This is a genomic window from Pseudomonas resinovorans NBRC 106553, assembly GCF_000412695.1.
Classification (GTDB): domain Bacteria; phylum Pseudomonadota; class Gammaproteobacteria; order Pseudomonadales; family Pseudomonadaceae; genus Metapseudomonas; species Metapseudomonas resinovorans_A.
The window spans coordinates 5,975,748-6,002,152 of record NC_021499.1 but is presented as its reverse complement, the minus strand read 5'-3'; the positions used below and the strand labels follow the sequence as shown (position 1 = coordinate 6,002,152).

The window sequence follows — 26,405 nt, the reverse complement described above, 5'->3', positions numbered from 1 at the left end:
GTCGCCGGCGAGTAATCTCAAGCACGGACATTGGGCAAAGGCGGGGTATGATAACCCGCCGGTCATGCCAAGGAGTCCGTTATGCGTCAGAAGCCCACGGTGCTCGCTCGCGAGATAGTCGCCAGCAGCCGCCTGTTCCGTGTCGAGGAGCTGCAGTTGCGATTCGCCAATGGAGTCGAGCGTACCTACGAACGCCTGGTGGGCAAGGGCTCCGGTTATGGCGCGGTGATGGTGGTGGCCATGGCCGATGCCGAACACGTGCTGCTGGTGGAGGAATACTGCGCCGGCACCGACGATTACCAGCTGTCCCTGCCCAAGGGGCTGATCGAGCCGGGCGAGGACATACTCGTCGCCGCCAACCGCGAGCTTAAGGAAGAAGCCGGGTTCGGTGCGCGCGAGCTGGAGCATCTCACCGAGCTGTCGCTGTCCCCCGGCTACATGAGCCAGAAGATCCAGGTGGTGCTGGCTCGCGACCTCTATGAGGAAAGCCTGCCGGGCGACGAGCCCGAACCGCTGCGCGTGGACCGCATCAGCCTGCGCGAGCTGTCCAGCCTGGCCCAGCATCAGCAATTCAGCGAAGGCCGTGCCCTGGCCGCGCTTTACCTGACCCGAGACCTGCTCACGCAGCGTGGGGAGTATCAGCCATGAGTCATCCGTTGCTGTCCGCTGTGGTCGACCTGGTGCGTCAGGCCGGCGACGTGATCCTGCCGTACTGGGATGAGGAGCTGGATGTCACCGAGAAGGACGACGCCTCGCCGGTGACCGCCGCCGACCTCGCGGCGCACCAGCTGCTTGCCGCCGGCCTGGCGGCGCTGGACCCGAGTATCCCGGTGTTGTCCGAGGAAGCCGCGGACATCCCGCTGGCCGAGCGGGCCGGTTGGCAGCGCTGGTGGCTGGTCGATCCCCTGGATGGCACCAAGGAATTCATCGCCGGCAGCGACGAGTTCACCGTCAACGTTGCGCTGGTGGAAGGCGGCCGGGTGGTGTTCGGGGTGGTCGGCATGCCGGTCACCGGGCGCTGCTATTTCGGCGGAACCGGTTTCGGCGCCTGGTGCGAGGACGAAGACGAAGAGCCTCATGAAGTCAGCGTGCGCGTCGCGCCGGACGAGGTCTTCACCGTGGTCGCCAGCAAACGTCATTCGAGCCCGGCCCAGGAGCGCCTGCTGGCCTGGCTGGCGGAGCGTTTCGGTGATCTGCAGCTGGCCAGCATCGGCAGCTCGCTGAAGTTCTGCCTGCTGGCCGAAGGCACGGCGGACTGCTACCCGCGTCTGGCACCCACCTCCCAGTGGGACACCGCCGCCGCCCAGGGCGTGCTCGAAGGCGCCGGTGGCGAGGTGCTGGACCTGACCGGCAAGCCCCTGACCTATGAGGCCCGCGAGGGATTCCTCAATCCCTCCTTCCTGGCGCTGCCGGTGGCGGCCGAATGGCGGGCGGAATTGATCCAGCTGGCGCGCGCGCTGGACTGAGACAAGCCATAAACGCAAAAGGGCCCCGAGGGGCCCTTTTTTTGTAGGAGCGATTTCAAGCGCGAAGGGCCGCGAAGCGGGCCGTGGTCCCGTTCGCGAATGAATTCGCTCCTACAGCGAATACTCCGGAATCGGTGTACACAGCGCCGCTCCGCTCCTCAATCCAGCATGTCGGCGAAGCGCTCGTCCTTCTTGTAGCGCAGCACCTGGGCGAAGCCGGGCACCTGGATGCCGTCGCTGTCGATCTCGATCAGTTGCTCGTCGATCAGGTCGTTGCCGAAGTTGTAGATGATGTCGAGCTCGCCCAGGAGCGCCCGGCGGTCGTATTCCTCGGCATTGGCTCGGGTCTGCTGGCGCTTGGCGTCGTAGGCGGCGAAGGCCGCTTCGCCGTGGCGCTTCTTCAGCATCTTCTCGGCCAGGCGCGGGGAGATTACCAGGCCCGTGGCGTTGTTGCCGCCAAAACCCTTGGAGTTGATGAAGCAGACATCCAGCTGCTGCTCACCGAGGACGCGGTCGCGGGTCTCGATGGACAGGTGCTTGCGGTGCACGTCGTCGGCCACCCGGTCGATGGTCTTGATGCCCGGCACGATGCCGTACTTGAAGGTGCCGAGGGCCGCGATCACCTGGTCGCCGCTGGCGGTGGCCAGGGAGTGGCCGAGGTAGGCCTTCACCGCGGCCACCGGCCATTGCTCGATGCCGAACGCGCCGGCGACACGGTCCAGCAGCTCGGACTCGGTGACGCGGTTGGCCGGGGTGCTGGAGCCGTGGGCGTGGACGAAGCTGCGCTGGCGCACACCGTCCGGCCCGATCAGCTGGGTGGCGGCGGCAACGGCCTTGGCCAGGGTCAGGTAGTTGCCCGGGCCGGGAGCGGAGATGGATTTCTTGAAGCCGTCGGCGTTGATGAACACGTCCGTCACCGCGCCGTGGATGTCGGCGCCCAGCTCCAGGGCCAGGGCGTCGTCCATCAGCACCACGTACTGGCTGGACTCGGCCAGGGTGAAGCCGCAGTTTTCGCCGAACGGCCGGCTGGCGCGGCGGAAGTCCACCTCTTCGCGGCCGCCGACCTGGCGCAGGCCTTCCTCGGTGGCCAGGGCGCCCATGGCGCCATAACCGTCGATGCATTCCTGGTTGATCGGCGCTTCGGCGTTGCCCACCAGGGCCACGCGAGCGCGGCCGGAGGTGATGACCTCGATGCCTTTCTGCAGGTTGTAGAGGAAGGTGGCGCAGGCCCCGGTGACACTGCCGGTGGTGCCGACGCTGCCCAGTACGTAGGCGTTGATGAAGTCGGCGGGCATGGTGTTGAGGCCCAGCGGCAGCTGCTTGGCGCTGACGCGGCTGCCCTTGAGTCGCGATTGCATCAGGCCGCCGAAGCCGTTTTCGTCGAGCTGGCTCATGATGCTGCCGGAGAACACGGCGATTTCGTCGGGTTGCACGCGGTCGACGATGTCCTTCCACGGCAGGCCGATGGAGCGGATGGCGTCGGTGGCGGCGACCACGGACATCTGCAGGCCGCGCGGGTGGAAGCGGGAGCTGTACAGCTCACCCGGCTCGAAGCCGGTGGGCAACTGGCCGGCGGACTTCACCGGCAGCTCGCGGTAGCTGTCCACCTTGAAGTCGCAACTGCCCTGGATGGCGACGCGTACTTCGCCGTTGTCCAGGTGCTCCACGGTCCAGTTGGCCGGCAGCGGCTCGGGAAGTTGCTTGCGCGTGGTGGTGAAGCTGAGGGCCTGGCCGTCGGCGACCGACGCGGTGAGGCTCTTCTGCCAGTGGGCGGCGTCGACGTCCAGGTGCTGCTTGCCGATTCGGCGCACCAGGGTGGAGTCGAGTATCTCGGCGGCGTAACGGGTTTCGATCTCGGCCAGGGTCAATGGGTTTCCTTGGCCATCCTGGTACCGGCCGTCGCTCACCGACACCAGCTTCATCATCACGGCGAGGCCGGCCAGGGTTTCCTGACGGGCGCGGGCGTCCAGGGTCTCGATCACCAGGCGGCGGAAGCCGTGGTGGAACGAGCTTCGCCCAGCCGCGTTGTAGCCGCCAAAACCCACAATCACTGGAAGTCGGGACATCTTTCGGAAACTCCTCAAAAAGACCATCTCATGCGACCGACGGGCCTGGCCGCGGGGCGCCGCTCACGGGCGGCGGCAATTTGCGGCGTCAAGCAACAGGGGCCAGGTGGCATGAGCCAGGTGGCAGCTCGAATGTATCGGGATGTCTACCTGACGCGGGGCGTGACTATCAAGTCACTCCTTTGGTCATTCGGCGGGAGATCGATGGGCGGGAAGAGCCTGGGGAATGGAGCGCTGTGGGGGCGATTTCCATCGCTGAGCGGACCGCCGGTCCGCCCCTGGGATCCCAGGGGGCAGCTGCGCTGCCCTTGGCGAATGAATTCGCCCCCACAGGTTTTCAGGGCATCAACGGTATTGGATGCCCGCCTTGCTGGTACTGACGCGGGTGCCAGACTCGCCCTTGGTGATCGCGACGATGTTCTCCAGGGAGCCGATCACCGCATCCTTGCCGGTGTTGCGGGCGAATTCCATGGCCGCCTGGACCTTCGGACCCATGGAGCCGGCGGCGAAGCCGAGGCGTTCCAGTTCGTCCGGGTGGGCCTGGGCGATGGCCTTCTGGGTCGGTTTGCCCCAGTCGACATAGGCGGCGTCCACGTCGGTGGCGATGATCAGGATGTCGGCGGTGAGTTCCTGGGCCAGCAGTGCGGAGCAGAGATCCTTGTCGATTACCGCTTCGACACCGGAAAGCTTCTTGTGCGACTCGTCATACATGGTCGGGATGCCGCCACCGCCTGCGCAGATGACGATGGTGCCCTTCTCCAGCAGCCATTTGACCGGACGGATCTCGAAGATGCGCTTGGGCCTTGGGCTGGCGACCACGCGGCGGAACTTGTCGCCATCGGGCGCGATGCTCCAGCCTTTCTCCTTGGCCAGGCTCTCGGCCTCTTCCTTGGAGTAGACCGGGCCGATCGGCTTGGTGGGGTTCTGGAAGGCGGGGTCGTTCGCGTCGACCTCCACCTGGGTGAGCAGGGTGGCGAAGGGCACTTCGAAGGGGAGCAGGTTGCCCATCTCCTGTTCGATCATGTAGCCGATCATGCCTTCGGTTTCGGCGCCGAGCACATCCAGCGGATAGGGCGAGACCTTCTCGTAGGCCGCGCCCTGCAGGGCCAGCAGGCCCACCTGGGGGCCGTTACCGTGGGCGATCACCAGCTCGTTGCCCGGGGCTACCTTGGCAATCTGCTCGGCGGCGATCTTCACGTTGGTGCGCTGGTTGTCGGCAGTCATGGGTTCGCCACGACGCAGCAAGGCGTTACCGCCCAATGCGACGACGATACGCATAGTGATTTCCTCCTGAGGGTGAAATGCGTCCCGGACCGGCGAACGCGTCGCGGTCCGGGGCGTATCGGCACTTACATGTCGGCGAGGGTCGAAACGAGGATCGCCTTGATGGTGTGCATGCGGTTTTCCGCCTGCTCGAAGGCGATGTTGTACGGGGACTCGAAGACGTCTTCGGTCACTTCGATGCCGTTCTTCAGGTTCGGGTACTTGGCGGCGATGTCCTTGCCGACCTTGGTCTCGCTGTTGTGGAAGGCGGGCAGGCAGTGCATGAACTTCACGCGCGGGTTGCCGGCCGCTTTCATCATGTCCATGTTGACCTGGTAGGGCAGCAGCTCGTTGATACGCTCGCCCCAGGCTTCCACCGGCTCGCCCATGGAGACCCAGACGTCGGTGTGGATGAAGTCCACGCCCTTGACGGCGGCTTTCGGGTCTTCGGTGATGGTGATGCGGGCGCCGCTCTCCTCAGCGAATTTCTTGCAGGCGGCGACATGCTCGTCGGTCGGCCACAGTTCCTTGGGCGCGGCGATGCGCACGTCCATGCCAAGCTTGGCGCCGATCAGCAGCAGCGAGTTGCCCATGTTGTTGCGGGCGTCGCCCAGGTAGGCATAGGAGATCTCGTGCAGCGGCTTGTCGCTGTGCTCACGCATGGTCAGCACGTCGGCGAGCATCTGGGTCGGGTGGTATTCATCGGTCAGGCCGTTGAACACCGGTACGCCGGCGTACTTGGCCAGCTCTTCGACGATTTCCTGCTTGAAGCCGCGGTATTCGATGGCGTCGTACATGCGGCCGAGCACGCGGGCGGTGTCCTTCATGCTCTCCTTGTGGCCGATCTGCGAGGAGTTCGGGTCGATGTAGGTGACGTTGGCGCCCTGGTCGTAGGCGGCGACCTCGAAGGCGCAGCGGGTACGGGTGGAGGTCTTCTCGAAGATCAGCGCAATGTTGTTGCCTTTGAGGTGTTGCTGCTCGGTACCGGTGTATTTCGCGCGTTTCAGGTCGCGGGACAGGTCCAGCAGGTAACGCAGCTCGCGAGTGCTGTGGTGCATCAGGCTGAGCAGGTTACGGTTGTGCATGTTGAAAGCCATGATTCTTTCTCCTTGTGAGTCACTTGAAACCAGGCTCCGTCAGAACAGCTTGTGGCTGGCGGGGCGGGCGGCTCCTGGTTGGGAGCCGCCAGGGGGTGGGTATTAGTAGTCGATCGGGTCGCGCAGGATCGGGCAGGTCATGCAGTGGCCGCCGCCACGGCCGCGACCCAGTTCGCTGGCGCTGATGGTGACCACTTCGACGCCGGCCTTGCGCAGCAGGGTGTTGGTGTAGGTGTTGCGGTCGTAGCCGACCACCACGCCAGGCTCCAGGCAGACCACGTTGTTGCCGTCGTCCCACTGTTCGCGCTCGGCTTCGAAGGCGTCGCCGCCGGTCTGCACCACGCGCAGTTTCTTCAGGTTGAGGGATTCGGCGACCACATCGAGGAAGCTCTTCTCTTCGCGGCGGATGTCGATGCCATAGGGGCGGCTTTCATCAGGACGCAGGACGAAGGGCACGATCTCCTTGACGACTTCGGGGAAGATGGTCACCAGGTCGCGGTCGCAGAAGGTGAACACGGTGTCCAGGTGCATGGCGGCGCGGGACTTGGGCAGGCCGGCGACCACGACTTTCTGGGCCGCGCCCTTGCTGAACAGCGACTGGGCCAACTGGCCGATGGCCTGGCGCGAGGTGCGCTCGCCCATGCCGATCAGCACCACACCGTTGCCGATGGGCATCACGTCGCCACCCTCGAGGGTCGACATGGCGTGGTCCTTGTCGGGGTCGCCGTACCAGACCTCGAACTCGGCCTCGGTGAAGATCGGGTGGAACTTGTAGATGGCGGAGGTCAGCAGGGTTTCCTGGCGACGGGCCGGCCAATACATCGGGTTGAGGGTCACGCCGCCGTAGATCCAGCAGGTGGTGTCGCGGGTGAATTGGGTGTTGGGCAGCGGCGGCAGGATGAAGCTGGAGTGGCCCAGGTAGTCGCGGTACATCTTGATGGCGCTGACGCCTTCGCTTTCCGGGAGGTCGGAGCCGGCGACGCCGCCGATGAGGAACTCGGCGATCTTGCGGGCCTCCAGGCCTTCGATCCAGGAGCGGACTTCGTTGACCAGGCCGACGCCGACCTGGTCATTGGTGAGCTTGCGGTCGAGGATCCACTTCAGGGCCTCGGGGTTCTGCACGATATCGGTGAGCAGGTTGTGCATTTCGAGGACGTCGATGCCACGCTCGCGCATCTTGGTGACGAAATCGAAGTGGTCACGCTTGGCCTGGTTGACCCAGATGACATCGTCGAACAGCAGCTCGTCGCAGTTGTTGGGGGTCAGGCGCATGTGCGCGAGCCCCGGCGAGCAGACCATTACCTTATGCAGCTTGCCGGCTTCCGAGTGAACGCCGAATTTGACTTTGGACATGGTTGGTCTCCTTACGAGTTACAGGGTCAGGAAGCCGTCGTAGAGCCCGTAGGCCGCCACGAGCGCGCCGATCACTACGGCGGCGAAGATCAGCTTCTCGACATTGGTGAATACCGGTTGGCCAACTTCCCGTTTGGCCTTGGCGAAGAGAATCACGCCTGGTGCATAGAGCAGGGCGGAGAGCAGCAGGTACTTCACGCCGCCGGCGTACAGCAGCCAGATGGCGTAAATCAGGGCGATGCCGGCGATGACCAGGTCCTTGTTGCGGTCCTTGGCATCCTGCTCGTAGCCCTCGCCACGCAGCGGCAGGAGGAACGCGTAGGCGGCGGACCAGAGGTAGGGCACCAGGATCATCGAAGTGGCCAGGTAGATCAGCGAGAGGTAGGTGCTGGCGCTGAACAGGGTGATGATCAGGAAGATCTGCACCATGGCGTTGGTCAGCCACAGGGCGTTGGCCGGCACCTGATTGGCGTTCTCCTTGCGGATGAAGGCCGGCATGGTGTGGTCCTTGGCCGCGGCGAAGAGGATTTCGGCGCAGAGCAGTACCCAGGAGAGCAGGGCACCGACCAGGGAGATCACCAGGCCGACGCTGATCAGGACCGCGCCCCAGTGGCCGACCACGTGCTCGAGCACGGCCGCCATGGAGGGGTTCTGCAGCTTGGCCAGTTCCGGCTGGGTCATGATGCCGAGGGACAGCACGTTCACCAGGACCAGCAGCAACAGCACGATGATGAAGCCGAGCACGGTGGCCTTGCCGACGTCGCTGCGCTTCTCGGCGCGGGCGGAGAAGATGCTCGCGCCCTCGATGCCGATGAACACCCAGACGGTGACCAGCATCATGTTGCGCACCTGGTTCATCACGCTGCCCAGCTCGATGTTCTTCGAGCCCCAGATGTCGGCGGTGAAGATGTCCAGCTTGAAGGCGAACAGGCAGATGAGGATGAACAGGAACAGCGGCACCACCTTGGCGACGGTGGTCACCATGTTGATGAAGGCCGCTTCCTTGATCCCGCGCAGCACCAGGAAGTGCACGGCCCAGAGGACGATGGAGGCGCCGATGATGGCCGCCAGCGTGTTGCCCTCGCCGAAGATCGGGAAGAAGTAACCCAGGGTGCTGAACAGCAACACGAAGTAGCCGACGTTGCCGAGCCAGGCGCTGATCCAGTAGCCCCAGGCCGATGAGAAACCCATGTAGTCGCCGAAGCCCGCCTTGGCGTAGGCGTAGACCCCGCCGTCGAGGTTCGGCTTGCGGTTGGCCAGGGTCTGGAAGACGAATGCCAAGGTGAGCATGCCCACCGCGGTGATGCCCCAGCCGATGAGGATGGCGCCGACGTCGGCGCTGGCCGCCATGTTCTGCGGCAACGAGAAAATGCCCCCGCCAACCATTGATCCGACCACCAGTGCGACGAGGGCACCTAGTCGAAGTTTGTCAGATGATTCAGACACTTTGCACCTCCGGTTTGGAGTAGGAACTGTGCTTATTGAGCGCGCGATAATTCGGCGGCGTCCTGATGTAGATCAATAGCTGGCTAATGAGTCATTCGGACAATTTCCTTACTGTCGCAGAGGCGGGGGAACTACGGGGTGCGGCTTGAAATGGGCGGCCTAGAGTGTTCGGCAAGCCATCCCGGGCAGCGCCTAATACAAACTAGTAGGTTTTGCAGATGCTTCAAGTTGGGGCTTGAATGGTGCGAGTTCCTACAAGTAGCCCTATTTTCCATGTAGGAGATTGCAAATATCTTTCGGTACTTTTAGCGATAAGCAGGTACTTTTTAATTAGGAAAACTTCTCCAAGTCATGTAGGAAAAAGCATGTTCAGACCGGGGAGAATTGCCATAAAGCGCGAGCCAGTCGGGCGAAATCCTGCCTATGAACTGGTGTTGGATTACGAGATCGAGAAGCGCGAATTCGAGCCCTACGTGAATTTCGAACTGAGTGGGCAGATTGCCGGCAAGGCGGTGCATGAGCGCTTCTCGCTGCATGGCGACGTGGCCTACAACTTCCTGCAAAGCGCCGGCCTGCGCTTGCGCAAGCACGGCGTGTGGCCGGGGCTGACGGCCGTGCCGGAACTGCATGCCGACTTCCAGAAGGCCTATGCCGACCTGCGTCAGCGCCTGGGGGTGAACCCCGGCCATCCGGTGGACCTGGAGCGTTTCCTGCTGGAGCGCCCTTAGGCTCTGTACGAAAAGTGCCTGCGCTCGGTGATGCTGCGTTGAAATCGGCCTCGTGCGCGAGTCCGATCAGAATGCTCATTTACAACACGTAAACTGCGCTTCTTCGGCCGATTGATTCGCTGGCGCTCCCCCTTCGGGCCAGTCTTCGGCTGTTACTCCCGATGGTCGTTGCGCCTTGCCTGACCTTCGCTCGACGACTTTTCGTACAAGACCCGGGGGAGCGCTTTTGCGCAGGCATGAAAAAGCCCGGCGAATGGCCGGGCTTCTGCACCTGGCGGGTAACCGGGTGCTGCCGCGGGGCTAGGCCCTCAGGCTTGGATGGGAAACCCCTTGGCTGGCTTGTGACCGGTTCGGGGAGAGGCCGGACCCTGGCGGGCACGGTCTCCTGATCCTGCACAAGGCAGGAGTTGAACCTGGCTTGGCAAGCCTTGTGCCATTATGACGCAACCCCTCTGGCCCAAGCTTCCTAGCCTTTCGTAGTAGTTCGCATGAGCGGATTGTTGCCGATCAGTCCTGTTCTTCTGCGGGATTTCCGCCGCTGAAACTGAGGTTGTGCTTACGCAGCTTGTCCGAAAGGGTCTTGCGCGGCAGGCCGAGGGCTTCGGCCACGCTACGCAGCGAGCCATGGGGATGGGTCAGCTCGGCGGCGATCAGCGCACGCTCGAAAGCTTCCACCTGCTCGCTGAGGCCGCCTTCCACTTTCGGCAGGTTCACCGGGGTGTTGTCGAGGGCCAGGTCCAGGCCCAGGGCAAAGCGTTCCGCGGCGTTCTGCAACTCGCGCACATTGCCCGGCCAGCCATGGGTCAGGAGCAGGGCGCGTTGGCTGCTGTCGAGGCTACGGGGGGCCATGCCGTGACGGGTGCGGGCGGCATCGGCGAAATGCTGGAAGAGCATCAGCGCGTCTTCGCCGCGCTCGCGCAGCGGCGGGATGCGCAGGCTGGCGACGTTCAGGCGGTAATAGAGGTCGGCACGGAAGCGGCCCTGGTCGGCGGCATGGCGCAGGTCTTCCTTGGTGGCGGCGATCACGCGGATATCCAGGGGGATCAGCTGGTTGGCGCCCAAGCGCTCCAGCACACGTTCCTGCAGCATGCGCAGCAGCTTGACCTGGACATCCGGGCTCATGCTCTCGATCTCGTCGAGAAACACTGTGCCGCCATTGGCGTACTCGAACTTGCCGATGCGCCGCTTGGAGGCGCCGGTGAAGGCACCCTGTTCGTGGCCGAACAGTTCGCTCTCGACCACCGACTCGGCCAGGGCGCCGGCGTTGATGGCGACGAAGGGGCCGTCACGACGCGCCGACAGGTCGTGCAGGGCGCGGGCCACCACCTCCTTGCCGGCGCCGGTTTCGCCGAGGATCAGCACGTCGGCATTGGTCGCGGCCAGGGCGCCGATCTGTTCTCGCAGGCGTTGCATGGCGGGCGATTGGCCAACCAGGCGGCCGCTGAGTTGCTGGCGGTCGGAGAGGGCCAGGCGCAGGCTGCGGTTTTCCAGTACCAGGCGGCGCAGGTCGAGGCCCCGGCGCACGCTGTCCAGCAACTGGTCGCTGGGGAAGGGCTTTTCCAGGAAGTCGTAGGCACCCGCGCGCATGGCCTGCACGGCCAGCGGCACGTCACCGTGACCGGTGATCAGCAGCACCGGCAGGTCGGGGTCGCGCTCGCGCAACTGGCGCAGCAATTCGAGACCGTCGATGCCCGGCATGCGGATATCGGTGACCACCACTCCCGGCCAGTCCTTGCCGATCATCTGCGCCACGCCCTGGGCGTCCCCCAGGGCCTGCACCTTGAGGCCGGCCAGGTCGAGGGTCTGGCTGAGGGCCTGGCGCAGGTGCGGGTCGTCGTCGATCAGCAGCACCTGGGTGCCGGCGTCCAGGGTGTGGGTCATGCGGAGAGGTCCTCGGGAGGTTGGGGGATGACGCCTGGGGCGCCATTGCGCATGCGCAGGGTCAGCAAGGCGCCGCCGTCCGGGTGGTTGGCGAGCAGCAGCTCGCCGCCCAGGGCGCGCATCAGGCTGTCGCAGATGGCCAGCCCCAGGCCAAGGCCCTGGGCGCTGGTCTTGGTGGTGAAGAAAGGCTCGCGGGCGCGGCGCAGGGCGTCTTCGGAGAAGCCCGGGCCGTTATCGCGCAGGTGCAGTTCGACGCCATCCGCGGTGGTCTCGGCGCTGAGCCAGATGCGCCGTGGCTGGGGCTTCTCGGCCAGGGCGTCGAGGGCATTGGCGAGCAGGTTGCCGAGTACCTGGCGCAGGCGGGTTTCCCCGGCCTGGACCCAGAGCGGTGCGTCCGGCAGGTCGCGGATCAGTTCGACGTCCATGGCTCGCCGACGCTTGCCCAGCAGCGCCAGGGCGTCGTCCAGCGCCGGTTGCAGGGCGACGCTCTCCGGGGCGTGGCGATCGCGCCGGGCGAAGGCGCGCAGGTGGGCGATGATGGAGGCCATGCGGCCGGTCAGCTCGCTGATCTGGCGCAGGTTGCCGCGGGCGTCCTCGGTGCGTTCGTGGTCCAGCAGCACGCCGGCGTTGTCGGCGTAGCTGCGAATCGCGGCCAGGGGTTGGTTCAGTTCATGGCTGATGCTCGCCGACATGGTGCCCAGGGCGGAGAGCTTGCCGGCCTGCACCAGTTCGTCCTGGGCGCGTACCAACTCCTGCTGAGCCTGCTCGCGTTCGAGCACCTCGTCTTTCAACCGGCTGTTGAGGGACTCGAGGTCCTGGGTGCGCTCCTGCACGCGCAGCTCCAGCTCGCGGCGGGCGCGGGCGTCCAGGGCGATGCGGTCGAGGTAGTGGCGGCGGCGCTGCATCATCAGGCCGAGCAGCAGCAGCAGGGTGAGCAGGGTGGCGCCGCCGATGGCCACGGTGGTGGTCACCTGGCGATCGATCAGCTGGCGCGGCGCCAGGATGCTGGCGGTGAGGCCGGTTTCCTTCAGCTCGCGGCTCTGGATCAGCCAGGCGTTCTCCTCCAGCCGCAGCGGTGGCGGCGCCTGGGTCGGGTAGGGCTGGTTGGCGACTATGGCGGCGCGCTCGGCGTTGTCCAGCGGCCGGGTGGCGTGGTAGCGCCAGTCACTGCGCGAGGAGATGAGCACCACGCCGTTGCCGTCGGTCACCATGAGCTGCTCGGGGGTGTTGCCCCAGAGGGTCTCGGCGTCGTCCAGGTCCACTTTCACCACCAGGATGCCGACGATCTTCTCGCCGTCGCGCACTGGACTTGCGAAGAAGTAGCCGCGCTTGCGCGAGGTGGTGCCGAGGCCGAAGAAGCGCCCCTGGTTGCCGGCCAGCGCCTCGCGGAAATAGGGGCGGTAGGTGAAGTCGCGGCCGACGAAGCTGTCCGGCTGGTCCCAGTTGGACGATGCCAGGGTGAGGCCGGCGGGGCTCATCAGGTAGATGACGTCGGCACCGGTGTCCTGGCGCACCTGGGCGAGCACGCGGTTGGCCTCGGCCTGCAGCGCCGTCTTGTCCGGCAATGCCAGCAGCTCACGCAGCGGCGGCAGGTCGGCGAGGATGGGCGGCAGCACCTCGTAGCGACGCAGGGTGCCCAGCAGGTTGGCGACGTAGAGATCCAGGGTCTGGCGGTTCTGCTCGGCCAGGGACGCGCTGTAGTAGCGCTCGCTCAGGTGCTGCAGCGGCCAGAGCAGCGGCGCCAGCAGCAGGGCCAGCAAGGCCAGGCTGCGCCAGCGTGGGCGGTGGGGGTAGGTGATGGCGGTCATGCGTTCATTTTGCGCGGGGCGATGAGGCGCATTATGGCATCGGCACGCGGGTGAGGTGCCAGGAATGGGCCACTCGGCGTGGCCCCCCTTTGACATCGCGTCAGCGCGGCTGCCGCAGGCACTCCGCCAGCGCGCTGCGCCAGTCCGGCAGGCTCAGCTGCCAGTCCTTGGCGAGCTTGCGGCCATCCAGGCGCGAGTTGAGCGGGCGCCGGGCTGGCGTCGGATACTCGCTGGACGGGATGGGCTGCAGTCGCGCGCAGGCCTTGCCCTCGGCCTCGAGCTGCTCGGCAATGGCGCTGGCGAAGCCGAACCAGGACGTCTCACCCTGGTTGGTCAGGTGATAGACGCCCCAATGGCGATTGCCCGCTTGCCACCGGTCCAGCAGCTGGACGGTGGCCTGGGCGATGCTGCCCGCCCAGGTCGGTGCGCCGATCTGGTCATCCACCACCCGCAGCTCGTCGCGCTCCTGCAGCAGTCGCTGCATGGTGAGCAGGAAGTTGCGGCCAACGCGGGAATAGACCCAGCTGGTGCGCAGGATCAGGTGCTGGCCACCGACGGCCTGGATGGCCTGTTCGCCGGCCAGCTTGCTCTGGCCATAGACACCCAGGGGATTGGTGGCATCGGTTTCGCTGTAGGCCCCGACCTTGCTGCCGTCGAAGACGTAGTCGGTGGAGTAGTGGAACAGCGGAACGCCCAGGGTGGCCGCTTCCTCGGCCAGCACGCCGCTGGCCGTGGCGTTGATGGCGAAGGCGGCTGCGGGTTCGTTCTCGGCCTGGTCCACCGCCGTGTAGGCGGCGGCGTTGATCAGCAGGTCGGGTGACTCGGCGCGTACCCGCTGACGGATCAGTTCGGGGTCATTGAGGTCCAGCTGTTCGCGCCCGAGGGCGAGCACCTCGGCCTTGCCCGCCAGGGCCAGCTGGAGCTCGCGGGCGACCTGGCCGTTGCTTCCGGTGATGAGGACTTTCATTCGAACAGGTCCGCGTCCTTGAAGCGGGTCCCGGCCTGATCCTTGGCCGATAGCTGCGGCGCCTCGGCGAGGGGCCAGTCGATGGCCAGGTCCGGGTCGTCCCAGCGGATGCAGCGCTCATGCTCGGGGGCGTAGTAGTCGGTGGTCTTGTAGAGGAACTCGGCGTGCTCGCTCAGGACCAGGAAACCGTGGGCGAAGCCGGCGGGCACCCAGAGCTGGCGTTTGTTCTCGGCGGAGAGGTGCACGCCAACCCAGCGGCCGAAGGTCGGCGAATTGCGGCGAACATCCACCGCTACGTCGAACACTTCACCCTGGACAACCCGCACCAGCTTTCCCTGGGGCTGTTGCAGTTGGTAGTGCAGGCCGCGCAGGACGCCGCGCTGCGATCGCGAGTGGTTGTCTTGCACGAAGTCGCACGTGACGCCGGTTACCTCGGCAAAGGTCCGGGCATTGAAGCTTTCGAAGAAGAAACCACGCTCATCACCAAACACGCGGGGTTCGAGGATGAGGACATCAGGAATTTCGGTCGCAATGGCTTTCACGCGTTTTCACCGGCGATGTTGAACAGATACTGGCCGTAGCCGGTCTTGCCAAAGGCCTTGGCCTGGACGAGCAGTTGCTCTTTGTCGATCCAGCCGTTCTGGTAGGCGATTTCCTCCAGGCAGGCGACTTTCAGGCCTTGGCGGTGCTCGATGGTCTGTACGTACTGGGAGGCTTCCAGCAGGCTGTCGTGGGTGCCGGTGTCGAGCCAGGCGAAGCCACGGCCGAAGCGCTCGACGTTGAGATCACCCCGCTGCAGGTAGGCGTTGTTGACGTCGGTGATCTCCAGTTCGCCCCTGGGGGAGGGCTTGACCGCCTTGGCGATGCTGACCACGTCGTTGTCGTAGAAGTACAGGCCGGTCACGGCATAGCTCGATTTCGGCTTGAGCGGCTTCTCCTCGATGGAGACCGCGCGACCCTGGTCATCGAAATCCACCACGCCGAAGCGCTCCGGGTCCTTTACCCAGTAACCGAACACGGTCGCCCCGGTGGGCGCGCTGGCGGCACGCTTGAGCTTCTCGGTGAAGTGCTGGCCGTGGAAGATGTTGTCGCCGAGGATCAGGCACACCGAGTCGTCGCCGATGAAGTCCTCGCCTATCAGGAATGCCTGGGCGAGGCCGTCCGGAGACGGCTGCACGGCATAGCTGAAACGCACGCCGAACTGGCTGCCATCACCCAGCAGGTTGCGGTATTGGGGCAGGTCATGGGGCGTGGAGATGACCAGGATTTCGCGGATGCCAGCGAGCATCAACACCGAGATCGGGTAGTAAATCATCGGCTTGTCGTAGATCGGCAGCAGCTGTTTGGACACACCCAGGGTGATGGGGTGCAGACGGGTGCCGGAGCCGCCGGCGAGGACTATTCCTTTCATGCGGACGCTCCCAGTCGTTCACGTTGGTAACTGCCATCCTGGACACGCTGGCACCACTGCAGGTTGTCGAGGTACCAGCGCACGGTCTTGCGCAGACCGCTCTCGAAGGTTTCCCGCGGGGTCCAGCCCAGCTCGCGCTCGATCTTGCCGGCATCGATGGCATAGCGCACGTCGTGGCCGGGGCGGTCCTTGACGAAGCTGATCAGGTCCTCGAAGCGGGCGACGCCGGCTGGTTTCTGCGGTGCCAGCTCTTCCAGCAGGGCGCAGATGGCGCGGACCACGTCGAGGTTCTTCTGCTCGTTGTGGCCGCCGATGTTGTAGGTCTCGCCTACCTGGCCACGGCTGACCACCTCCATCAGCGCACGTGCATGGTCCTCGACGAACAGCCAGTCACGAATCTGCTGGCCGTTGCCGTAGACCGGCAGCGGCTTGCCTTCCAGGGCGTTGAGGATCATCAGCGGGATCAGCTTCTCCGGGAAGTGATAGGGGCCGTAATTGTTCGAGCAGTTGGTCAGCAGCACGGGCAGGCCGTAGGTGCGGTGCCAGGCGCGGACCAGGTGATCGGACGCGGCCTTGCTGGCCGAGTACGGCGAGCTGGGCGCGTAGGGCGTGGTTTCGGTGAAGAGGTCATCCACGCCGTGCAGGTCGCCGTACACCTCGTCGGTGGAAATGTGGTGGAAGCGGAAGGCCGCCTTGCGCTCGGGCTCCAGCGCCATCCAATAGGCGCGGACGCTTTCCAGCAGGCTGTAGGTGCCCACGATGTTGGTCTGGATGAAGTCGGAGGGACCGTCGATCGAGCGATCCACATGGGACTCGGCGGCCAGGTGCATCATGGCGTCGGGCTGGAAGCTGGCCAGCGCTGCGCCGACGGCCTGGCTGTCGGCGATGTCGGCCTGGAGGAACTGGTAGCGCGGATCGGACGAGACGGCGGCCAGGGATTCGAGGTTGCCGGCATAGGTCAGCTTGTCGAGGTTGAGCACCTCATGCCCGGTTTCGGTCAGCAGATGGCGAATTAGTGCCGAACCAATGAAGCCGGCTCCGCCGGTGACCAAGATGCGCATGTTCCATGTCCTGAAAGTTACGGATGGCGCATAGCTTGTTGGCAGCGAAGTCCCGATGCAAGTCCATTGGATGGATGAAGGGCGACGACGGCATGCCGGTACCTGCGCCTTTGATCATCAGCCCTGCGGACCGCGAAATAAAAAAGGCCTCGCATCGCTGCGAGGCCTTTCTTTTATATGGTGCCGGCACCAGGAATCGAACCCGGGACCTACTGATTACAAGTCGGGCTTAAGGCATTGTGCCATGATTTGATTCTGTGTGCTGAAAAGCGCTTACGTGACTGATTTTCCACGACTTAATGGTGAGAAATCAGTGGGGCTGCGCTGATTGTGCTTGGCACCTTGTGGTGGCAAAGCGTGTTCTGGTTGTGGCCCCGTCACACGGAGCCAGCACCATGAAGTCGAAGATCACCCAGTCGCTTGTCGAGCGCGCCCCCGCGCCGGATCGGGGCAAAAGCACCCTCTATGCAGACCCCGAGCTACGGGGCTTCTACCTAATCGTCACGCCGTCGAAGCGCTCCTTTTATGTCCAGTCCCTGGTCAATGGCCGGCAGGTACGGGTCAAGGTGGGCGATCACCCCGCGATGGACGCCAAGAAGGCTCGCGACCAAGCGCGCCAGACCCTGGTTAGCATGCGGAACGGCAACAATCCCAACGAAGAGAAGCGCAAGGCCAGGGCGAAGGGGATCACCCTGCGCGAGGCACTCGACCTGCACCTGTCGGCCAAGGCGCTCTCGGTGCGGACCCAGGAGGGCTACCGCTACAACTGCGACGAGTACCTGAGCGACTGGCTCGACCGCCCGCTGGCCGAACTCGGCGCCAATCGTTCGGCGGTGCGCGAGCGGCATGCGTCCATGACGGTCAAGCATGGCAAGGCGACGGCCGACAGCGTGATGCGCGTGCTGCGTGCCGTCTACAACCGCGGCCTGCGGGAGCACCCCGAGCTGCCGTCGAACCCGACCACCAATGTCGATTTCCACGGCGTGCGCCGGCGCAAGGTGGATGCCAATGGCGACAAGCTGAAGGCGTGGGGTAAAGCGGTGGTCGGGTTGGGCAGCACTGTGCGGCGGGACCTTCACCTGTTCATGATCCTGACGGGTATGCGCCGCACAGCCTCGTGCGAGGTTCGCACCGAGCATGCAAACGATGTAGGTGATGCGCTGCATGTGCCGAAACCCAAGGGTGGAGCGGCTCGGGCTTTCGACTTGCCACTGTCGGGCCCTCTAAAGGACTTGGTTGCCCACAGGTCGGAGCACAACAAAAAGGCGTTTCGCCGTTCGCCCTGGTTATTTCCTGCCGACTCGAAGTCGGGCCATATATCCGAGGTCCAGCAGTGCGAGTTGGGCGATTTGACGGGGCATGCCCTGCGCCATACCTACGCGACCCTGGCCCTCGAATCGGGCGTGCCCATCGCCGAGCTGAAGTTTCTGCTCAACCACGCCATCGGCAACGTCACTATGGGTTATCTCAACCCCAGCCTCGACCACCTGCGGGCCTTGCAAGAGAAAGCGTCGGTCAAGGTACTTGATGCGCTAGGTTTGGCCTGGACTCCCGGAGAGTGGCCGCCGACGCCCAAGGAATAGCCGCATGGTCTCCCCAGGTGGCCCAGGTCAAGTTCAGGATGCCTTGGACTGATGCCGAGCATCTTGGACTGACTTTTGGTGAAACGGGCACACCCGAGCGATGGTGAAAGTGATGGTATTTGGGCGTGAATCGCTCTGGTAATGTGTGGCGCAATCGGTGCTCAAGGCAGCCCCGAGGGCCGTCGGCAATGACTATGGCGGCCAGAAGTGCTTTCGGTGGCAAGAACAGCCGAGGCCCTCTTCGGATGACAACGGAGCTCAGGGTCAGATCTGCTGCGCAAGGCAGCGGATGTCCTCCTGGCGGCATGTGGCCCCAGGGGATATCTGCTGACCGGAGCGCCGATATGGCTACTTACCAAGCCCCCGATCTCACCCCAGAAGACCTGTCAGAACTCCACGCACTTCCTGACGATGCTCTTGCGACTACTCAGGAGGCAGCCGCACTCCTGCGTCTTAAGTACGCCACCTTATCTTGGTATCGCTGCCAGGGCGGCGGCCCCAAATTCGTCCGCATCGGGTCGAAGCTGATTCGTTATCGCATGGGAGACCTTCGCGACTATGCGAAAGGACAGCCGATGGGCGAGGGGATGCGAAAGGTCGGTGCCGCAATGCTGGCCGCTCGTACCGGCAAGGAGGGTTGAGCATGGATGCAAAAGAGAACGCCCGCGGGCAAGGCGGGCGCAAAGTGATACCGCAGAGGGAGAGGGAGCATTCGCAAGCTCACGGAATCAATGATGCCGGCACCATTCCTCGCGAAACGCCGTCATTCGATGATGCTGAGTTTCTTGCGAAAGCTGGCTACGAGTTAATTCCTCTTCGTCACGGCGGCAAAGTGCCACGCGATCCGAACTGGCTGCGCCGTCATTACGACCCGGTGACGCTAATCGCCGAGGCACGGCATTGCGGCAGTAACCTGGGAGTCCGCCTGCGGCCGACGGACCTAGTCATCGACGTGGACCCCCGCAACGGGGGAGACAAGTCCTTGGAACGCCTCGTAGCGGATGTCGGCTTGGATTTGGATAGGTGCCCTTGCGTCTTCACGGGCGGAGGTGGTCACCACTACTACCTACAGAAACCGTCCGACTTCCCAACCGTCGGCAAGCGCCCGGAATACCCTGGTATCGACTTCAAGAAGCTCGGCGGGCAGGTCGTGGCGCCTGGTGCAGTGCACCCCGATACCGGCAAGCGCTATATGTCCGAGTTCTTCCTGTTAGGACCCGACGAGACCCCTGGCGCGCCTGCGGCACTGCTCGACCTCCTAAGGGTTCGTCGGATGGCGCCCCCCGAGGGTGCCAATGGCGATGACCGTTGGGGGGAGATTGAACCCTGGCAGCTCGCTGCGGCCTTGGCCAGGTTGCCTGTGGACGACTACGGTGAGGGATCGCACGACGACTGGTTTCAGTTCATGTGTGCCTGCCACCATGCCACTGCCGGTGCAGGGCGCGAGGAGTTTATCGCCTGGAGTACCCAGGCGGCGGGCTATGAAGATCACGCCGAATTGATTGGCTATCGCTGGGACTCGCTCGCATCCAGGGCCGGAAGTGGTGGGCGGCCAACGACCATCCGCCACCTGTACCAGGTGCTCGGCAGGCACGGCATCGGCATCCCACACCCGGCCCCGGAGGGGGACTTCGATGTGGCGCCTGTCGATGGGGACATGTTGCCGACACTGCAGCGTACCGAAGGCGGCAAGATCGTCAGTTCTTATCCGAACTGTCTCAAACTGGTGCAGCACATCAGCGCCCGTCTGGGTTTGGTGTATGACGAGTTCGGCTGCGCCTACCATCTCGTCGCTTCCGAACTGCCATGGGCCGTAGATGCGGGCCGTAGGTTGGACGACGATCTGCTGCGCCTGATTCGCAAGTATCTGGTCGAGTCCACGGGCGTTAATTGGGGCAAGGATGACGTAACGGACGCCGTGTTGACCTTGGCGCGTGAGAACCCCATTCACCCTGTTCGCGCATACCTTGCTGGCCTGACTTGGGATGGAAAGCCTCGGCTCGATACTCTCCTGGTTCGGTACGCAGGTGCCGCTGACAATGCTTATGTCCGTGCCATCGGTGCCAAGACGTTGATCGCTGCGGTTCGCCGTGTTCACCAGCCTGGCTGCAAGTTCGATAACGTCATTGTGTTGGAAGGCGACCAGGGCTGTGGCAAGAGTTCCTTTGTGAAGTCACTGTCGCCGCACGTCGAGTGGTTCTCTGATTCGCCCATCGGCAACACTGAGTCGAAGGATGCGCCGCTTTCGCTGCAAGGCCGCTGGATCATCGAGCTGGGGGAGATGTCTGTTCTCTCCAAGTCTGGCGTCGAGGCTCTCAAGGCGTTCGTGTCGAGCAGCATCGACCACGTCCGCCGTCCTTATGGCCGCATGCACGAGGAGTTGCGCCGCCAGTGCATCTTCATCGGCACCACCAACCAGACCGCCTACCTAAAGGATCAGACTGGTAACCGTCGCTTCTGGCCTGTGAAGGTTGGCACCATCGACCTTGATGGGCTGGTTGCTGATCGTGACCAGCTCTGGGCAGAGGCAGCCGCCAGGGAGGCAGCTGGTGAGTCGTTGCTTCTACCTCAGGAGCTCTGGGGCGTAGCAGCGATAGAGCAAGAGGACCGTGTTGCTGAAGACCCCTGGGCGGACACTTTGCGCGACTACCTGGGCTACAAGGAAGTCTGGGATTCTATTAACAAGGAAGTTCAAAAGTTCGAGCCTCTGGATCGCGTACATTCGGCCATGCTGTTGAGCGATGCCCTTGGCATTCGTCCTTCGGAGCAGACGCAGGCTCATTCGCAGCGTCTGAGGGTGGTCATGGAGAAATACTTGGGCTGGAAGCACAAGTCCAATCTCCGTGCAGGTGAAGACGGAAGGCAGGGTAAGGGCTACCAGAGGCCATGATGCCGTAGGCAGGGTGTTGCCCTGTTGCCCTCCCTCGAACGCAGGGGCAACACCCGAAAGCCTTGCGGCACTAGCCTTGTTACCTCGTTACTCTTGTTACCCCAAAATACTTAGACCATGGAAAAAGACAGTGGTCTGACAGCAAAGGTCAGGTTGCCGAGGACTACTGGGTACTTACAGCGAAACGGCAGTAGCGCGAGCAACGGAGTAACAAGCCTTGCAACGCAAGGCTTTCGGACAACTTGGCGCAGTAACGAGGGAGAGTAACAGGCAACGACAAGGCAAACCCCTGGCCGACCTCGGTGAGCATGTCGGCCAAGACGGGGGCGGCGCTGAGATCGCGCCCGACCTTGCTCGTCTTGTCCTTCGCGCGCGAGGCTAGCCCCTGGCCGACCTCACCATCTAATCGTCAGGCAGCGCCCCGGCTCCCTTCATGCCCTTGATCCGCAAGGGAGAACAGTGGGTTCCCGCTTGCGCCTGACACGACACGATCACGCCGTAAGCCATTTTTGGAGACGGCGGCATGATTCCCAACATCTTCACGCCCGAGCGGCGCGAACTGTTCTTCCAGGTCTTGGAAGACACCTGCTCGCCCAAGCAGGCCGCAGCCGCTGCCGGCATTAGCCGGCAGACGGCGTTCTATCACAAGGCCAACGATCCCGAGTTCCGCAGCCGCTGGGATAAAGCTCTGGAGGTCGCGCTCGACGCACTGCTGGAGGAGGCATATCGGCGTGCGGCCCTGGGCTACGAGGAGCCGGTAATTCACGGCGGCAGGCTCTCCACGGTGATCGATCCCGAGAGCGGCGAGGAGCGTCCTCTTACCGTTCGCAAGCACAGCGACCGGCTGCTGGAGGTGTTGCTGAAGTTTCGCTACGGCGACCAGATGGCTGACAGGCTCAAGGTCAAGGTGGACTCGGTCGGCCTGGATGCCGATGCGCTGCTGAGGATGCCGAGTGAGGAGCGGGCGCAGCTCACTGCGCTCCTGGCGAAGTACCAGGCCAACAAGATCGAGGAGGACGACGATGGCGAGGACTGAAAGATTGACCGTGGCTGAGGTTCTAGAACGGGCCGAGATGATCGACCGCAACCTGGACGCCTGGGAATGTACCTCGCCCAACGTCGTCCGTGAGTTGGGCGGGCGCGATGCGCTGCCTAATCTGAGTGAAATGACCTGCATCGGTCCCGTGCCACGGCTCGACCAAGAGACCTGGGAGCGCGCCAGCCTGGAGTATGAATGCCTGCGGAACAGCCCAGCGGACTGATTTGCTGATACCGAATCAGGGCACTAAGTAGCGCTGAACCCAAAGGGCACAAGGCTCCGCACCTGTGGCTGATGGAGGGTGAACACGGCTGAAACAGGCTCGATGATCGATGGCATGCGCCTCCAACGCTTCGCGACACATTGCAAGCATCCGGTCGCGCACAGGCGCGTGACCACCCCGGCTGGGGGGATGCGCTCGTTACTGGCGACCGGAGGAGACCAACCTCAGAGGAGCCAACGAGCATGAAGATCGAACTCACCAACACCCCGCTACTGACCCCTCAGCAAATCGGCGAACTCGCCTCCGCCCTGGATACCCTCCACACCCGCGTACTTAAGGCCATTGAGCGTCTGCAAAAGGATGTTGCAGCCAGGAAGGCTGAGATTGCGAGCCGCTGGAAGGCGGCCGCCATTGGGGAGGCGGATCGTGCTCGCTTTGCCGAGTCCGAGACCCTGGCCTCCATTCGTCAGATCAAGGACAACTCCCGCGCCGAGTTGGATCGCCTGTTCAAAGAGGCCGGGCCGTCCCATTCGAAGCTAATCGCGCAACGCTCGTACTACGACAGCCCGGTCAAAGTGCTGTCCCGCATCGCCTTGGGCGACGCTCGTCGTACTGCTTACCTACAGCAGCTTGCTCATGCTGGGGCCGCCGAGTTGGGCCACATGGCCCAGGTCGCCGTGGGTACCAAGAACGAACCCCTGGCCGCTGCTGTCCTCTCCCTGCTCGACGCGATGCCGACGAAGGACCGTACGGTTAGCCCGCAGGCGCTGGCATCGGCCATGCTGCTCGATGATTTCAGGAAGGTGCAGGAGTACCTGAAGATCGGCGACGCCCGCCTCCAGGGCATCGTGCTTGCCGTGCGCGCCTGGGAGCAAGGCAGGACCAATGGATACGACACCGTGGCCCTGGCGATGCGGACACAGGCCATCGATGTTCAGGTGCTCCAGGAGCTGAAACATGGTGACTAGACAGAATGAATACGGGCCGCAGGACCCGGTATCAATCGCCCTGGTGGGCATTGCCGTCGTTCTGCGTACTGGCTCCTGTTTGCTGGAGGCCTTGGCCGACCAGGCTGCTCGGGTCGGCGTGCCGTTCGGTTCTGAGTCGTTCGACGAGGCCGCCGAGCTGACCGGCTTGCCGTACTGCCGGCAGTTGGATCTGTACGTGGACCGTGCCACTAAGTGCAAGGCCGACGCATTGCCCTTCAATCTGGCTCACCTTGCGTTCGTGTCCTAGCGGGTGTTGCCAGGCTGTGTTCGAAGGGGCCGTCCATCCGGGCGGCCCCTTCCTTTTCATGGGCTTACGGAGCCATGCAAGCTAATCGAACATCAGTGAGTTTTCTCGAGGTTTCCAGTGGCCATGACGGACAGTTCAAAGTTGTGGACTTCCGCGACGGCATAAGCCAAGTGATGGCTAGTATCATTGGTTATCCATTGCGGGTGACCGCCCATGCACTTTTTCTGGCTGCATTCATAAATTCGCTTATCGCCCCAGCTGAATTCTTCGCCCATATAGTGCTGAGAATCCACAACCGTTTTGGCAAGTCCCCACATCTGCTGGCCCTTCCCTGGGAGCTTCATGGAGTGGCCGCGAACGATGAAGAAGTGTTTGTCTATGGTGTGTCTTATCTTCCCGTTGGCGTGCGGGTTCCTCACACCTTCGTTACTAGTTGGACCCCGGACCCCATAGTCGCCGTAGACAATCCGGCTTTTAGGATGACTTTGACGCATTGCTTGCCAGAGTAACATTTCTTTCCGGGGTATAATTCCGGTGGTGTCCGGCTTCTTGACCGCTAAATCGATGGATTTAGGTAGCGAGCATCCGGCGGTGACGATGTACTTGAAACCATATTTTTCAAGAATGGCAAGCATGGCCTCTGTTTTTTCTATCATGCCTTCTACGGACCAGCCAGTAGCATCTCCAAAGTCAATCAATATAGAGCATTTGGCTGGTTCAAGAGCTAAGCCATCTAGGATTGACTCAATGTTTTCTTCGAAGAAGTCTGGTTCTTCGGAATCTTCTAAGGCCTGCGCGTCCAAACGTATGCAGGACTTAGAGATTTTCACGGGGTCCAGCTTCTGAACTGCTAGGCGATATGCTTGGTTATCCCAGCGGTCATATCCGATAACGGGAATTACATCGACGCCAAGCGAAGCGAGTCGTCCATACATATACTGAACTATATGTTCCCCTGACTCGACTGTGTCCCCTGGTTGCCATTGATAGGCGTCGACCATCGCCGGCCGATCTTTCCAGGTGATGGCAATTCTATCTGTTATCTCATTGAGATAAGCCATTTTTAGTTGAGTGCATCCCTCAAAGCGCTTAGCTTCAGTGATGTTTTTCCCAATGCGAGGAACCTCAAAAAGCGGGCAAATACTATCCGCGACTGATTTTCCCATCTTGACAATCGCTTGGCACTCACTGTCTAGAGCCTTCAACAAAGGTACGTATCGAGGGGTCATTTTAATGCCTCGCACTCAGCCGTTGATAGAAATAACGCCTTCACTTGATGCTGTCCCGTTAAGTCCGGGAAAAGACTGTAGTTTCCAGATTCTTTTCTTAATCTTCCTGCAATGATGGAAGGGTGTATTTTTAATTCTTTTGCAAGTTTCTCAATGCTTTCCCTGCTGGGTGCAATAAAAGCATCGCTTCTTCGCCATACGCCTCTAGGGATGAAAGCTTCTCGCGCTAATCGGTTGGCCTCTGCCTCGCGCCGATCTTCAGACTCTGTATTGAGATCATCTAGGAATGCATCTTCGTTCCCTACATGCTTCCAAAGGTGTGCTACTTCATGGAGCAGTGTAAACCAAAAATTATCAAGTCTATCGTAGCGGAGCGTTAAGGCAACTATAGGTGTTCCATCTATATCCTTTAGGGCAGCACCATCTAGTTGCGTCCCTTTAAGGTGTGGCTCGATAACAACTGCAATGCCTTGCTTTTCTAAATATTCGACAGCAAGTAGGGGGCCCTGATCTGACCAGCTTAGTTGAGCTAGTTCTCGCAAAAAATTACTTGAGAGATGATCATCTCGGAAGGTCCCTAGTTTTGCTTTTTTTTCGCGGGAGCTCTGTATTACTCGGGCTAGCCATGCATATAGCGAATATTGTGTTGTTGGGGACTTCGCCTCGCCGGATAGTGTTCTTCGGAATGATGCTGATCCGAATTGAAGGCCTGCATCCGAGATAAATCCTCTGACTATGTCCTCAACAGATGTCTTCGCTTGATGAGAAATGTTCTGCAGCCAGCCGCGTCGAGTCATCTCTTTAATCGGGAACTTTGACCAATCGATTTCTTTCTTTGATTGCTCAGTGTCTGGCGCTGAAAGCCCAACGAGTGTTTCTGCGGATAGCCCTAGACCAAGAGAAAGTGCGCGGATCATTTGTACGGTGAGTGGTCTTTTTCTATGTAGGACTTCAGATACGCGACTGCTAGTTCCAAAATATGGAACTAGGTCTGCTTGCTTGAGTCCCTTCTCTTGCATTCGAAATAGAATTGCATCAATTGGGTCCGGAGGCTCAACCGGATATTTACTATTTTCATATGCCTCAAGTAATACAGTCAGGACTTCCAGCCTGTCGCTCTCTTCTGTGTAGAGCGCAGGGGCTTGGGCCATGAGTACCTGAACTTCTTCAAGGTATGCTCGGTACTGTTCTTCTGTCCGGATGACCTTAGTGTTCATGAGTGTCTTCGCTAGCTTTTAGATCTGTGATAAGAGCAATGCCTTGTGGGAACGCGATGAGAAGCTGAATCGCCACATCACAGTTACCAACAGGAAACAAAAAACTGCCATTGCCTTTTTCTTTGGCATTAGGGAACTGATTGCGCACGTCAGCAGGGTGCTTCCAGTGAGCATTCGTTACCTCAGCGATCCAGCTAAGAACCCACTTCTCAATTTCATTGCCGATGCCTTTGAGGCTGGCAAGCTTTTCACGTCCGATGAGTCGCATATGATTTTCCCGATTTGGGAAGATCATCCTCCTGGGCTCGGTGTTCGTCAAGCTCCCAAATTGGGAAATTTATGGGTTGGCGTTCGAAGGGAGGCGCCGAGCAGTCTCTGTGGCCAAGGCGCGGTCTCCGGTTCACCATTAGCGGCTGCGAGGGTGCTCGGGCCGTGGCAATC

At 62.3% G+C, this 26,405-nt stretch carries 24 protein-coding genes; 10 read left to right on the top strand and 14 right to left on the bottom strand.

Annotated features, from left to right (window positions below):
* Nucleotides 1–81 precede the first annotated feature (81 nt).
* A complete protein-coding gene (gene nudE, locus PCA10_RS26910) occupies nucleotides 82–648 on the top strand; it encodes an ADP compounds hydrolase NudE (protein ID WP_016495251.1) in 567 nt (188 codons plus the stop codon).
* Nucleotides 645–1,466, top strand: coding sequence for a 3'(2'),5'-bisphosphate nucleotidase CysQ (cysQ, locus tag PCA10_RS26905; protein WP_016495250.1), 822 nt, complete (start codon nucleotides 645–647; stop codon nucleotides 1,464–1,466). Before nudE ends, cysQ begins: the two co-directional genes overlap by 4 nt.
* A gap of 158 nt (nucleotides 1,467–1,624) precedes the next feature.
* Here cysQ and PCA10_RS26900 read toward each other — a convergent pair whose 3' ends face one another.
* The 5 genes from PCA10_RS26900 to arcD all read right to left on the bottom strand — a co-directional run bounded on the left by PCA10_RS26900 (nucleotide 1,625) and on the right by arcD (nucleotide 8,691).
* On the bottom strand, nucleotides 1,625–3,532 hold the full coding sequence (locus PCA10_RS26900; RefSeq protein ID WP_016495249.1) for a beta-ketoacyl synthase: 1,908 nt from the start codon (nucleotides 3,530–3,532) through the stop codon (nucleotides 1,625–1,627).
* A 345-nt stretch (nucleotides 3,533–3,877) separates the two neighbouring features.
* Nucleotides 3,878–4,810, bottom strand: coding sequence for a carbamate kinase (gene arcC / locus PCA10_RS26895; RefSeq protein ID WP_016495248.1), 933 nt, complete (start codon nucleotides 4,808–4,810; stop codon nucleotides 3,878–3,880).
* A 71-nt stretch (nucleotides 4,811–4,881) separates the two neighbouring features.
* Nucleotides 4,882–5,892, bottom strand: a complete 1,011-nt coding sequence (locus PCA10_RS26890; RefSeq protein ID WP_016495247.1) for an ornithine carbamoyltransferase — start codon at nucleotides 5,890–5,892, stop codon at nucleotides 4,882–4,884.
* 102 nt (nucleotides 5,893–5,994) lie between these two features.
* A complete protein-coding gene (arcA, locus tag PCA10_RS26885) occupies nucleotides 5,995–7,245 on the bottom strand; it encodes an arginine deiminase (RefSeq protein WP_016495246.1) in 1,251 nt (416 codons plus the stop codon).
* An 18-nt stretch (nucleotides 7,246–7,263) separates the two neighbouring features.
* Nucleotides 7,264–8,691, bottom strand: a complete 1,428-nt coding sequence (arcD, locus tag PCA10_RS26880; protein ID WP_041770462.1) for an arginine-ornithine antiporter — start codon at nucleotides 8,689–8,691, stop codon at nucleotides 7,264–7,266.
* A gap of 239 nt (nucleotides 8,692–8,930) precedes the next feature.
* Here arcD and PCA10_RS26875 point away from each other — a divergent pair, with 239 nt between their 5' ends.
* Nucleotides 8,931–9,419 carry a DUF5064 family protein gene (locus PCA10_RS26875; protein WP_081664017.1) on the top strand — a complete coding sequence of 163 codons (489 nt, stop codon included), beginning with the start codon at nucleotides 8,931–8,933 and terminating at the stop codon, nucleotides 9,417–9,419.
* 507 nt (nucleotides 9,420–9,926) lie between these two features.
* On the opposite strand, the gene PCA10_RS26870 is transcribed toward PCA10_RS26875, so the two are convergent.
* The 6 genes from PCA10_RS26870 to rfbB all read right to left on the bottom strand — a co-directional run bounded on the left by PCA10_RS26870 (nucleotide 9,927) and on the right by rfbB (nucleotide 16,547).
* Complete coding sequence (locus tag PCA10_RS26870) at nucleotides 9,927–11,300, bottom strand: sigma-54-dependent transcriptional regulator (protein ID WP_016495243.1); 1,374 nt, start codon at nucleotides 11,298–11,300, stop codon at nucleotides 9,927–9,929.
* Nucleotides 11,297–13,108, bottom strand: coding sequence for a sensor histidine kinase (locus PCA10_RS26865; RefSeq protein ID WP_016495242.1), 1,812 nt, complete (start codon nucleotides 13,106–13,108; stop codon nucleotides 11,297–11,299). Before PCA10_RS26865 ends, PCA10_RS26870 begins: the two co-directional genes overlap by 4 nt.
* Before the next feature lie 100 nt (nucleotides 13,109–13,208).
* Nucleotides 13,209–14,075, bottom strand: coding sequence for a dTDP-4-dehydrorhamnose reductase (gene rfbD / locus PCA10_RS26860; RefSeq protein WP_016495241.1), 867 nt, complete (start codon nucleotides 14,073–14,075; stop codon nucleotides 13,209–13,211).
* Nucleotides 14,072–14,617, bottom strand: a complete 546-nt coding sequence (gene rfbC / locus PCA10_RS26855) for a dTDP-4-dehydrorhamnose 3,5-epimerase (RefSeq protein ID WP_016495240.1) — start codon at nucleotides 14,615–14,617, stop codon at nucleotides 14,072–14,074. The genes rfbD and rfbC overlap by 4 nt, the downstream gene beginning before the upstream one ends.
* Nucleotides 14,614–15,486 (bottom strand): glucose-1-phosphate thymidylyltransferase RfbA, encoded by an 873-nt coding sequence (rfbA, locus tag PCA10_RS26850; protein WP_016495239.1) that lies wholly within the window; start codon nucleotides 15,484–15,486, stop codon nucleotides 14,614–14,616. Before rfbA ends, rfbC begins: the two co-directional genes overlap by 4 nt.
* The gene (gene rfbB / locus PCA10_RS26845; RefSeq protein ID WP_016495238.1) at nucleotides 15,483–16,547 is read right to left on the bottom strand and encodes a dTDP-glucose 4,6-dehydratase; all 1,065 of its coding nucleotides are present in this window, start codon (nucleotides 16,545–16,547) and stop codon (nucleotides 15,483–15,485) included. Before rfbB ends, rfbA begins: the two co-directional genes overlap by 4 nt.
* Nucleotides 16,548–16,942: 395 nt before the next feature.
* Between rfbB and PCA10_RS26840 the strand changes: the two genes are divergently transcribed.
* From PCA10_RS26840 to PCA10_RS26810, 7 genes are all read left to right on the top strand, one after another.
* Nucleotides 16,943–18,130, top strand: a complete 1,188-nt coding sequence (locus tag PCA10_RS26840) for an integrase arm-type DNA-binding domain-containing protein (RefSeq protein WP_016495237.1) — start codon at nucleotides 16,943–16,945, stop codon at nucleotides 18,128–18,130.
* A 344-nt stretch (nucleotides 18,131–18,474) separates the two neighbouring features.
* Entirely contained in the window at nucleotides 18,475–18,771 is a 297-nt protein-coding gene (locus PCA10_RS26835; protein ID WP_016495236.1) for a helix-turn-helix transcriptional regulator, read from the top strand.
* A 2-nt stretch (nucleotides 18,772–18,773) separates the two neighbouring features.
* Nucleotides 18,774–21,020 (top strand): VapE domain-containing protein, encoded by a 2,247-nt coding sequence (locus PCA10_RS29295; protein ID WP_016495235.1) that lies wholly within the window; start codon nucleotides 18,774–18,776, stop codon nucleotides 21,018–21,020.
* A gap of 523 nt (nucleotides 21,021–21,543) precedes the next feature.
* Nucleotides 21,544–22,056 (top strand): hypothetical protein, encoded by a 513-nt coding sequence (locus PCA10_RS26825; protein WP_016495234.1) that lies wholly within the window; start codon nucleotides 21,544–21,546, stop codon nucleotides 22,054–22,056.
* A 10-nt stretch (nucleotides 22,057–22,066) separates the two neighbouring features.
* Nucleotides 22,067–22,282, top strand: a complete 216-nt coding sequence (locus tag PCA10_RS26820; RefSeq protein ID WP_231866607.1) for a hypothetical protein — start codon at nucleotides 22,067–22,069, stop codon at nucleotides 22,280–22,282.
* A 242-nt stretch (nucleotides 22,283–22,524) separates the two neighbouring features.
* Nucleotides 22,525–23,250, top strand: coding sequence for a hypothetical protein (locus PCA10_RS26815; RefSeq protein ID WP_016495232.1), 726 nt, complete (start codon nucleotides 22,525–22,527; stop codon nucleotides 23,248–23,250).
* Nucleotides 23,240–23,518, top strand: coding sequence for a hypothetical protein (locus PCA10_RS26810; RefSeq protein WP_016495231.1), 279 nt, complete (start codon nucleotides 23,240–23,242; stop codon nucleotides 23,516–23,518). Before PCA10_RS26815 ends, PCA10_RS26810 begins: the two co-directional genes overlap by 11 nt.
* Before the next feature lie 92 nt (nucleotides 23,519–23,610).
* Here the strand turns inward: PCA10_RS26810 and PCA10_RS26805 are convergent, their stop codons facing one another.
* The 3 genes from PCA10_RS26805 to PCA10_RS26800 are packed head-to-tail and all read right to left on the bottom strand — an operon-like array spanning nucleotide 23,611 to nucleotide 26,232.
* Nucleotides 23,611–24,747, bottom strand: a complete 1,137-nt coding sequence (locus PCA10_RS26805) for a beta family protein (RefSeq protein ID WP_016495230.1) — start codon at nucleotides 24,745–24,747, stop codon at nucleotides 23,611–23,613.
* Nucleotides 24,744–25,964 (bottom strand): ImmA/IrrE family metallo-endopeptidase, encoded by a 1,221-nt coding sequence (locus tag PCA10_RS29875; RefSeq protein ID WP_016495229.1) that lies wholly within the window; start codon nucleotides 25,962–25,964, stop codon nucleotides 24,744–24,746. Before PCA10_RS29875 ends, PCA10_RS26805 begins: the two co-directional genes overlap by 4 nt.
* Complete coding sequence (locus tag PCA10_RS26800) at nucleotides 25,954–26,232, bottom strand: type II toxin-antitoxin system HigB family toxin (RefSeq protein ID WP_016495228.1); 279 nt, start codon at nucleotides 26,230–26,232, stop codon at nucleotides 25,954–25,956. Before PCA10_RS26800 ends, PCA10_RS29875 begins: the two co-directional genes overlap by 11 nt.
* Nucleotides 26,233–26,405: the final 173 nt, after the last annotated feature.

Coding starts and splice junctions, on each gene's coding strand:
- rfbA (WP_016495239.1), bottom strand. CDS start 15,486: ATGAAAGGAATAGTCCTCGCCGGCGGCTCCGGCACCCGTCTGCACCCC.
- PCA10_RS29875 (WP_016495229.1), bottom strand. CDS start 25,964: ATGAACACTAAGGTCATCCGGACAGAAGAACAGTACCGAGCATACCTT.
- rfbD (WP_016495241.1), bottom strand. CDS start 14,075: ATGAAAGTCCTCATCACCGGAAGCAACGGCCAGGTCGCCCGCGAGCTC.
- PCA10_RS26805 (WP_016495230.1), bottom strand. CDS start 24,747: ATGACCCCTCGATACGTACCTTTGTTGAAGGCTCTAGACAGTGAGTGC.
- arcC (WP_016495248.1), bottom strand. CDS start 4,810: ATGCGTATCGTCGTCGCATTGGGCGGTAACGCCTTGCTGCGTCGTGGC.
- rfbB (WP_016495238.1), bottom strand. CDS start 16,547: ATGCGCATCTTGGTCACCGGCGGAGCCGGCTTCATTGGTTCGGCACTA.
- PCA10_RS26875 (WP_081664017.1), top strand. CDS start 8,931: ATGGTGCGAGTTCCTACAAGTAGCCCTATTTTCCATGTAGGAGATTGC.
- PCA10_RS26870 (WP_016495243.1), bottom strand. CDS start 11,300: ATGACCCACACCCTGGACGCCGGCACCCAGGTGCTGCTGATCGACGAC.
- PCA10_RS29295 (WP_016495235.1), top strand. CDS start 18,774: ATGGATGCAAAAGAGAACGCCCGCGGGCAAGGCGGGCGCAAAGTGATA.
- PCA10_RS26835 (WP_016495236.1), top strand. CDS start 18,475: ATGGCTACTTACCAAGCCCCCGATCTCACCCCAGAAGACCTGTCAGAA.
- PCA10_RS26890 (WP_016495247.1), bottom strand. CDS start 5,892: ATGGCTTTCAACATGCACAACCGTAACCTGCTCAGCCTGATGCACCAC.
- PCA10_RS26815 (WP_016495232.1), top strand. CDS start 22,525: ATGAAGATCGAACTCACCAACACCCCGCTACTGACCCCTCAGCAAATC.
- PCA10_RS26800 (WP_016495228.1), bottom strand. CDS start 26,232: ATGCGACTCATCGGACGTGAAAAGCTTGCCAGCCTCAAAGGCATCGGC.
- cysQ (WP_016495250.1), top strand. CDS start 645: ATGAGTCATCCGTTGCTGTCCGCTGTGGTCGACCTGGTGCGTCAGGCC.
- PCA10_RS26810 (WP_016495231.1), top strand. CDS start 23,240: ATGGTGACTAGACAGAATGAATACGGGCCGCAGGACCCGGTATCAATC.
- PCA10_RS26900 (WP_016495249.1), bottom strand. CDS start 3,532: ATGTCCCGACTTCCAGTGATTGTGGGTTTTGGCGGCTACAACGCGGCT.
- arcA (WP_016495246.1), bottom strand. CDS start 7,245: ATGTCCAAAGTCAAATTCGGCGTTCACTCGGAAGCCGGCAAGCTGCAT.
- PCA10_RS26825 (WP_016495234.1), top strand. CDS start 21,544: ATGATTCCCAACATCTTCACGCCCGAGCGGCGCGAACTGTTCTTCCAG.
- PCA10_RS26865 (WP_016495242.1), bottom strand. CDS start 13,108: ATGACCGCCATCACCTACCCCCACCGCCCACGCTGGCGCAGCCTGGCC.
- nudE (WP_016495251.1), top strand. CDS start 82: ATGCGTCAGAAGCCCACGGTGCTCGCTCGCGAGATAGTCGCCAGCAGC.
- PCA10_RS26840 (WP_016495237.1), top strand. CDS start 16,943: ATGAAGTCGAAGATCACCCAGTCGCTTGTCGAGCGCGCCCCCGCGCCG.